This is a genomic window from Streptomyces sp. NPDC005533 (genome assembly GCF_042871845.1).
Classification (GTDB): domain Bacteria; phylum Actinomycetota; class Actinomycetes; order Streptomycetales; family Streptomycetaceae; genus Streptomyces.
The window spans coordinates 1-5,800 of record NZ_JBIAJH010000112.1 but is presented as its reverse complement, the minus strand read 5'-3'; the positions used below and the strand labels follow the sequence as shown (position 1 = coordinate 5,800).

Here is a 5,800-nt window from a genome sequence, read left to right as displayed (position 1 = left end):
GGCGTGTCCTCCGTAAAGCTCGCCTCAGCCCGAACAGACTCACGTCAATCAGCAGAGCCATCCTCACCCTGGAGACTCACCGCTAAAAAAGCTCAGTCGCCAGCGGGTGCGCTGATACCACGCTCGTAGTCGCAACCTGGCGTGCCTCTGCTCATACCTCACTCATCACGTGAACAGCGTCGTCACAATGCCTCTTTCGCGGCGACCCTGGCTGCACCCCGGTCAGGCGCACCGGCAAGCCTCAGCGATAGCGGCTGGGTGTGCTCAGGGATCACTGTCGCCGATCATCGCGCGGCCGGGGTGTGTCACTGGACTGCAATTCCTTGTCTAACAGTCGACCCGATACGAAGCCGAGCGCGCCGAGTGCGGCCACCAGCAGAAAGGCGGCGAAGCCGCCGAAATACGCCGCGAAGCCGAGTGCCATGCCAGCCGCCTGGCCGGCCACCGCCATGGTCATGCGTGCTCCTCCTCGCCGTGAGGGTCACTCGAGCCGGCTCTCCGCGGCTCGCCCCCCAGAATCAGCAGTCCATCATCGTTGGGCAGCTTGACATCAGTGACGGCAATGTTGACCTCGACCACTTCCAGGCCTGTCACACCCTCGACTGCCGAGATCACCTCCTCCCGGATCGCCAGCGCAACCTCGCCGATGGACACCCCATAGTCGATGACGATCTCCAGCTCAAGCGCAGCCTGCCGCTCACCCACCTCCGCCTTAACACCGCGGGAGACAGCCGACCTCGCCCCGCCAGGAACCCTGTCGCGAACTACGCCGAAGGCCCGGGTCAGACTGCTCCCCAGAGCGTATACACCCTCCACCTCGCGAGCAGCGAGCCCCGCAACCTTCTCCACCACACCGCTAGAAATCGTTGTACGGCCTCCGCCAGCCAGTTCACGGTCCGGCCCCACCGCGATGCCTCCGGTCATTCCAATTCCCTCCAGTCTCCTGCCACCGTCATCGTTGGGAGACCTCGCACCGCCAACCCTCGCCGTGGCCGCTCACGCCAGCCCGACACTCCTGCGGGCATGCGAACTCGAGGCGGGTAACGGAGAAACGAATCCTCTACCCTCCTCCCGCTCAGCCTGCGTGAACTCCTCATCTGTTGCACCGCCTCACTTGCCGCCGCCCCGCTCCCGTCCAGCATTCCTGTACTGGCGGCGTCGGAGGCATCACCAAGCCTGCACCAGCCACTGCAAACAACGCGGCCGCGCACCGCCCAATCCAGCCAACCGTCACCCCAAAGACTGTTGCAGTACTGGAGCTGACGACTTTCCTCGACCTAGGCCATCTATGGTTGGTCTCGCTAGCTCGAAAGTTTTTGGCTTTCTTGGCCAAAACGGGTCTCCTTGCAGCCCAGCTCGACGGTCTCGTCCTTGAAGTCGGCTATCCATAAAGGCCTGGCTGCCACTGCTTCTTCTGCCATGCTCTACATTACGGAGATGGCTCTTCTATTTCTACGGGTGGTCAATCACTAAATTCCGGAAGTCTGCAAATTGAAATAACTTTAACACTGCAACCTTCAGGAGATCGATTCGCAAGATGAATGCCTGACAGCAAAGCACGCACCGACAAGCGCAGCACGGGCACTGAGCGCAGCCTCTCGGGCTGTTTTCTCTGAGATGTCAGCCTGCATAGCATATTGCGCAGCTGTCTGAAAATTTGGGGCCTCTGCAGCTCCAACGACCGAGTCTTTCGCCCGCGTATCTGCGTCTTGCACCTTAACTAGAGAATCCTTAGCTAAGGTGAGATACCTTGCATCCACAGAGGAATTTTCTTTGGCTACCGTAATGGCAGCTGAGGCATCACGGACTGTCTCAGCGCATGAAATCTTGACTTTAGTCAGGCTCTCTCGCGCGTTCTGAGCATATTGGGCGATGCGGCTGTCTGGGTACTCGGTGGGGATGAGATCTGGAATGGAAACATGATATGGGCGAGATGGCTTCTGATCAGTGCTCTCGCTGCCGAAGGAGCATCCAGTCAGGCCACAGCAGAGCAACAAGAGGAGCAGTCCTCGTAACGCGCTCTTACGCACATCGTCAGACAGATGATCAATCATGTAGACCAGCAAGCGCGCTCTCTCGTGGTTGGGCAAGCAACCTCGCCGAAGGCAAGCCTAATCACGCCCGAAGGGCGCCGCTCTCGGAACATGCCAACGGATCCGATTCCTAGACTGCTGCAGCAGTCCGCCCTCGCCAACCGTCCATAGACCTCAAGCCCTGCTGTCCAAGCAGGAGCCGTTCCGAAAACGGGGACCCAACTGATGAGGTGTTGGATCCACCGTTGTGTGCAGACGCAGAGCGTCCACCGCCAAGAGCTGGAATGGTGCGCGTCATGTGAATGAAACGACTCTGCGGAACCGGAATGCGGGCCCCAGTGGTTTCTACGGGTGAGCCAGCACGATGCCCCGTGTGTACTGCCGTCCGGCCCCTGAACCTTCGACGAGGTTGGTCGTTGATCCCCCGAAGATGATCGAGGCTGACTTCCGCGACCGAGGCGGCGCGTCCAGGAACGAGCCGCTCCGGCGCGGCCACTCTGCCCTGCTAGTAACGGGAGCCCGGTGCCACGGCGTGGCACCGGGCTCCCGTTCACTGTCCGGATGCGGCAATCGCACGGGGAGGGGCATCCTGGCTCTGTGACCTGAGAAAGGGGTGACTTTGAGGCCAGACGACGCCGACCTGGGCGTGCGGCGCTGCGCTCGGCTCAGACCCAGCCCCGAGGACTGGGGCGCCGGAAGCGAGCAGCGCCGGTACGTGTCGGCCTTCGCGGAGCGCGTGCCTCCGCCCGCTTCCGAGGCAGGCGCGAACTGTCTCCCCGCTTCGAGTGCGAGCAGTCCGGTGGTCATCACTCAGCGGTGGTTGCCCGACAGGGAGCGAGACCGGGACGCGTCCCGTAGCTCGCATATTGCAGGCCGGCCCACCGTGGGCGGGGTTGGTGAGACCACCGCACAATCTTGTGGCGTCGCCCAGCTCCCAGTCATACGCTGGCCCGCACGGCAGGGGAAGGGGTGGTGAGCGCGATCCCGGGGTTCGGTGAACTGCAGAACCCTTTCGATGTATCACGGGCGGCCGTGGCCGTTCTCGACGGTGAGAGCCGGGTAATGGGCTGGAGCCCGTCGGCCACAAAGCTGCTGGGGTACGAGGCGTCCGAAATGCTAGGCCGGGAGTTTGCCGAGCTCCTGAGCGACAGCCCGGCGCCCGACCTCCTGCCGGGCGTGCACCGCGCGCTGTGGCTGCGCCGCCGGGATGGGCAAAGCGCGCTGGCCGAGGTGAGCGTCGTCGCCCTGTCACCCGATGGCGGCGTTGCCGGCAGCGGCGGGACACCACCGGTGCGCCTCCTCGCCATGGCCAACGCCAAGGAGGCTGAGGAGTGGAGCGCGCTGCGGTCGATGCTGCGCGGGCTGGCTACCCAGTCGCCAATCGGGCTGGCAATTTACGACTCCCAGCTGCGCGTCGTATGGGAAAATGCTGCGCTCTACAAAGACGCCGATTACGTAGGAGTCGGCCCAGATGACATGGTCACACACGGCGTGATCCTCTCCCCCGGTATGCCTGGCACACTGGAAGAGGTCATGAGTCACGTGCTGGCCACTGGAGAGTCCGTTTTCGACTTGCACTATCAGGGCCGCCCTCCCTCCGACAGGAACCGCGACCACGTATGGTCATGCTCGTATTATCGTCTGGAAGATCAGTCTGGATCAGCGCTAGGCGTGTGCGAGGAGTCGGTCGACGTTACGGAGCGCTACCTCGCTCAACAGCGTCTGGACCTCTTGGTCCGGGCTGCCAGGACTATGGGCACGACTCTCGACATGAGCCGAACGGCCCGGGAGTTCGCCGCCGTGGCCACCCCGTGGTTCGCTGATGCGGTCACGGTGGACCTGCTCGAAACGGTGCTCCACAGCGATCCGTCGGGCCCCGTGGTCATGCCTGGCACCCGGACTGTACGGGTTTGGCCTCCCGAGGAGCACTCCACCGCACAAGCCGCCCCCTCCGTCGGTGACTGCGCATCTGTCATTGCATCGGCGGTTCCAGGACCCGGGCTGCTGACCGTCCCGCTCCGCAACGAAGGAACCGACCTTGGCATCGTGTCCTTCGCCTGGAGACATCGCACCAACCCCTTCGACGACGGTGAACTGGCCGTGGCAGAGGAACTCGTGGCCCGGCTCGCGGTGTGCGCCGACAATGCCCGCCGCTACACCCTGGAGCACGCCACTGCCCTCCTGCTTCAGCGCAGCCTGCTACCCAGGCTCGTGCCACCGCTGTCCGCTGTAGAGCTGGCGTACCGTTATCTTCCTGCTGACAGCCGAGCCGGAGTGGGCGGTGACTGGTTCGACGTCATCGCCCTGTCCGGAGCCCGGGTGGGCCTGGTTGTGGGAGACGTGGTCGGGCACGGCCTAGGCGCCGCCGCGACCATGGGGCGCCTACGCACGAGCGTTCGCGTCCTGGCCCGTATGGACCTCGCCCCTGATGAGCTCCTCGCCCGTCTAGATGACCTCGTCACTCAGAGCCGCGACGAGCTGACCACCGTGCGTGTCGAGGGCGAGGAGCTACCAGAAGACGAGGCCCTTGGTGTTACGTGCCTATACGCCGTGTATGATCCAGTGTCGGGCACGTGCACGATGGCTCGGGCTGGGCATCCCCCGCCGGCGGTGGTCGACCCGGACAACGGCACGGTGACTTTTCCCGAGCTTCCGTTGGCTCCACCGCTTGGAATGGGCAGCCTGCCCTTCGAGTCTGCGGAATTGGCTCTCCGTCCAGGCAGCCTGCTCGCCTTGTTCACAGACGGACTCGTGCAAGGCCGAGACCGCGACTTGGATGATCAACTGGACATTCTTAGCACGGTCCTGAGCACGACGACGCGTTCCCTAGATGACATGTGCGACGAGGCGGTCGGGGCTCTGCTCCCGAGGCCCGCCGGCGACGACGCGGCACTGCTGCTGGTTCGTACCCGCATCCTCGGCCGGCACCAGGTGGTCTCGTGGGAGCTGACCGCTAACCCTGAAGCCGTCGGCCATGCACGGGCGGCGGCGTCCGCCCAGGTCCGCGCCTGGGGGCTCGACGACCTGGCCTTCACAACCGAGCTCGTGGTCAGTGAACTGGTAACCAACGCAATCCGGTACGCCCCAGCTGGCCCCATCCACGTACGTCTGATCCGCGACCAGACACTCATCTGTGAGGTGTCCGACAGCGGCCACACATCGCCGCACATGCGGCACGCCGCGGGTGACGACGAGGGGGGACGGGGCCTCTTCATCGTCGCGCAGACAACCCAGCAGTGGGGCACCCGCTATACAGCCGTCGGCAAGATCATTTGGGCCGAACAGGCGATGCCTCTGCCGAAGCAGCCGAACTTCGAGAGCCATGCTGGGCAACGTGCCGACTGATGGAGACTTGCAATCGACCGTCTTAACCGGGTTAACCCTATTCGCCCTCGGTGACTGGCGGGACATCAAGGCCCTGCAACCTCGCCTCGACCGTCCTTGGCGCCAGCTTCGATAACTCAACGGGGTAGGGATTCGAAGATGCCACTGACCGTCCTTCATCCTGTCTCTATGGGTGAAAGGCAGGTCAGCGGGGTGAGGTGACATGGCCAAGCCTCCGTCGTTGGCGTCGTGATATGAAAGACGTTCACTGAGCTCAGTGGGACGCTTTTCAGGGCTGGATGCCAGGCCGGTTCCTACTACTGATCTTTTCGTAAGTTCGGTGGGGTTGGTGGGTGGATGCTCAGGCCGGTGTGGGTGAGGAATGACCATGGCAGTTGGGGGTTGGTGTTGATGCGGTGGATTCCTTGTTCGGTAGCGTCGGC

Annotated in this window: 3 protein-coding genes and 1 pseudogene; 1 reads left to right on the top strand and 3 read right to left on the bottom strand. The window is 63.4% G+C overall.

The annotated features are described in order from the left end of the window. Nucleotides 1-271: 271 nt before the first annotated feature. A complete protein-coding gene (locus ACFYP3_RS36800; protein ID WP_388842403.1) occupies nucleotides 272-457 on the bottom strand; it encodes a hypothetical protein in 186 nt (61 codons plus the stop codon). Continuing rightward, nucleotides 454-924, bottom strand: a complete 471-nt coding sequence (locus ACFYP3_RS36795) for an Asp23/Gls24 family envelope stress response protein (protein WP_388842401.1) — start codon at nucleotides 922-924, stop codon at nucleotides 454-456. The genes ACFYP3_RS36800 and ACFYP3_RS36795 overlap by 4 nt, the downstream gene beginning before the upstream one ends. A 2,081-nt stretch (nucleotides 925-3,005) precedes the next feature. Between ACFYP3_RS36795 and ACFYP3_RS36790 the strand changes: the two genes are divergently transcribed. Further along, on the top strand, nucleotides 3,006-5,378 hold the full coding sequence (locus ACFYP3_RS36790; RefSeq protein ID WP_388842399.1) for a SpoIIE family protein phosphatase: 2,373 nt from the start codon (nucleotides 3,006-3,008) through the stop codon (nucleotides 5,376-5,378). Nucleotides 5,379-5,674: 296 nt separating this feature from the next. Here ACFYP3_RS36790 and ACFYP3_RS36785 read toward each other — a convergent pair. Continuing rightward, nucleotides 5,675-5,800 (bottom strand): annotated as a pseudogene (locus ACFYP3_RS36785) (transposase); the annotation flags it as partial.

What these genes read in the sequence shown, in the direction of transcription:
- ACFYP3_RS36800 (WP_388842403.1), bottom strand. Translation starts at nt 457, where the DNA reads ATGACCATGGCGGTGGCCGGCCAGGCGGCTGGCATGGCACTCGGCTTC.
- ACFYP3_RS36795 (WP_388842401.1), bottom strand. Translation starts at nt 924, where the DNA reads ATGACCGGAGGCATCGCGGTGGGGCCGGACCGTGAACTGGCTGGCGGA.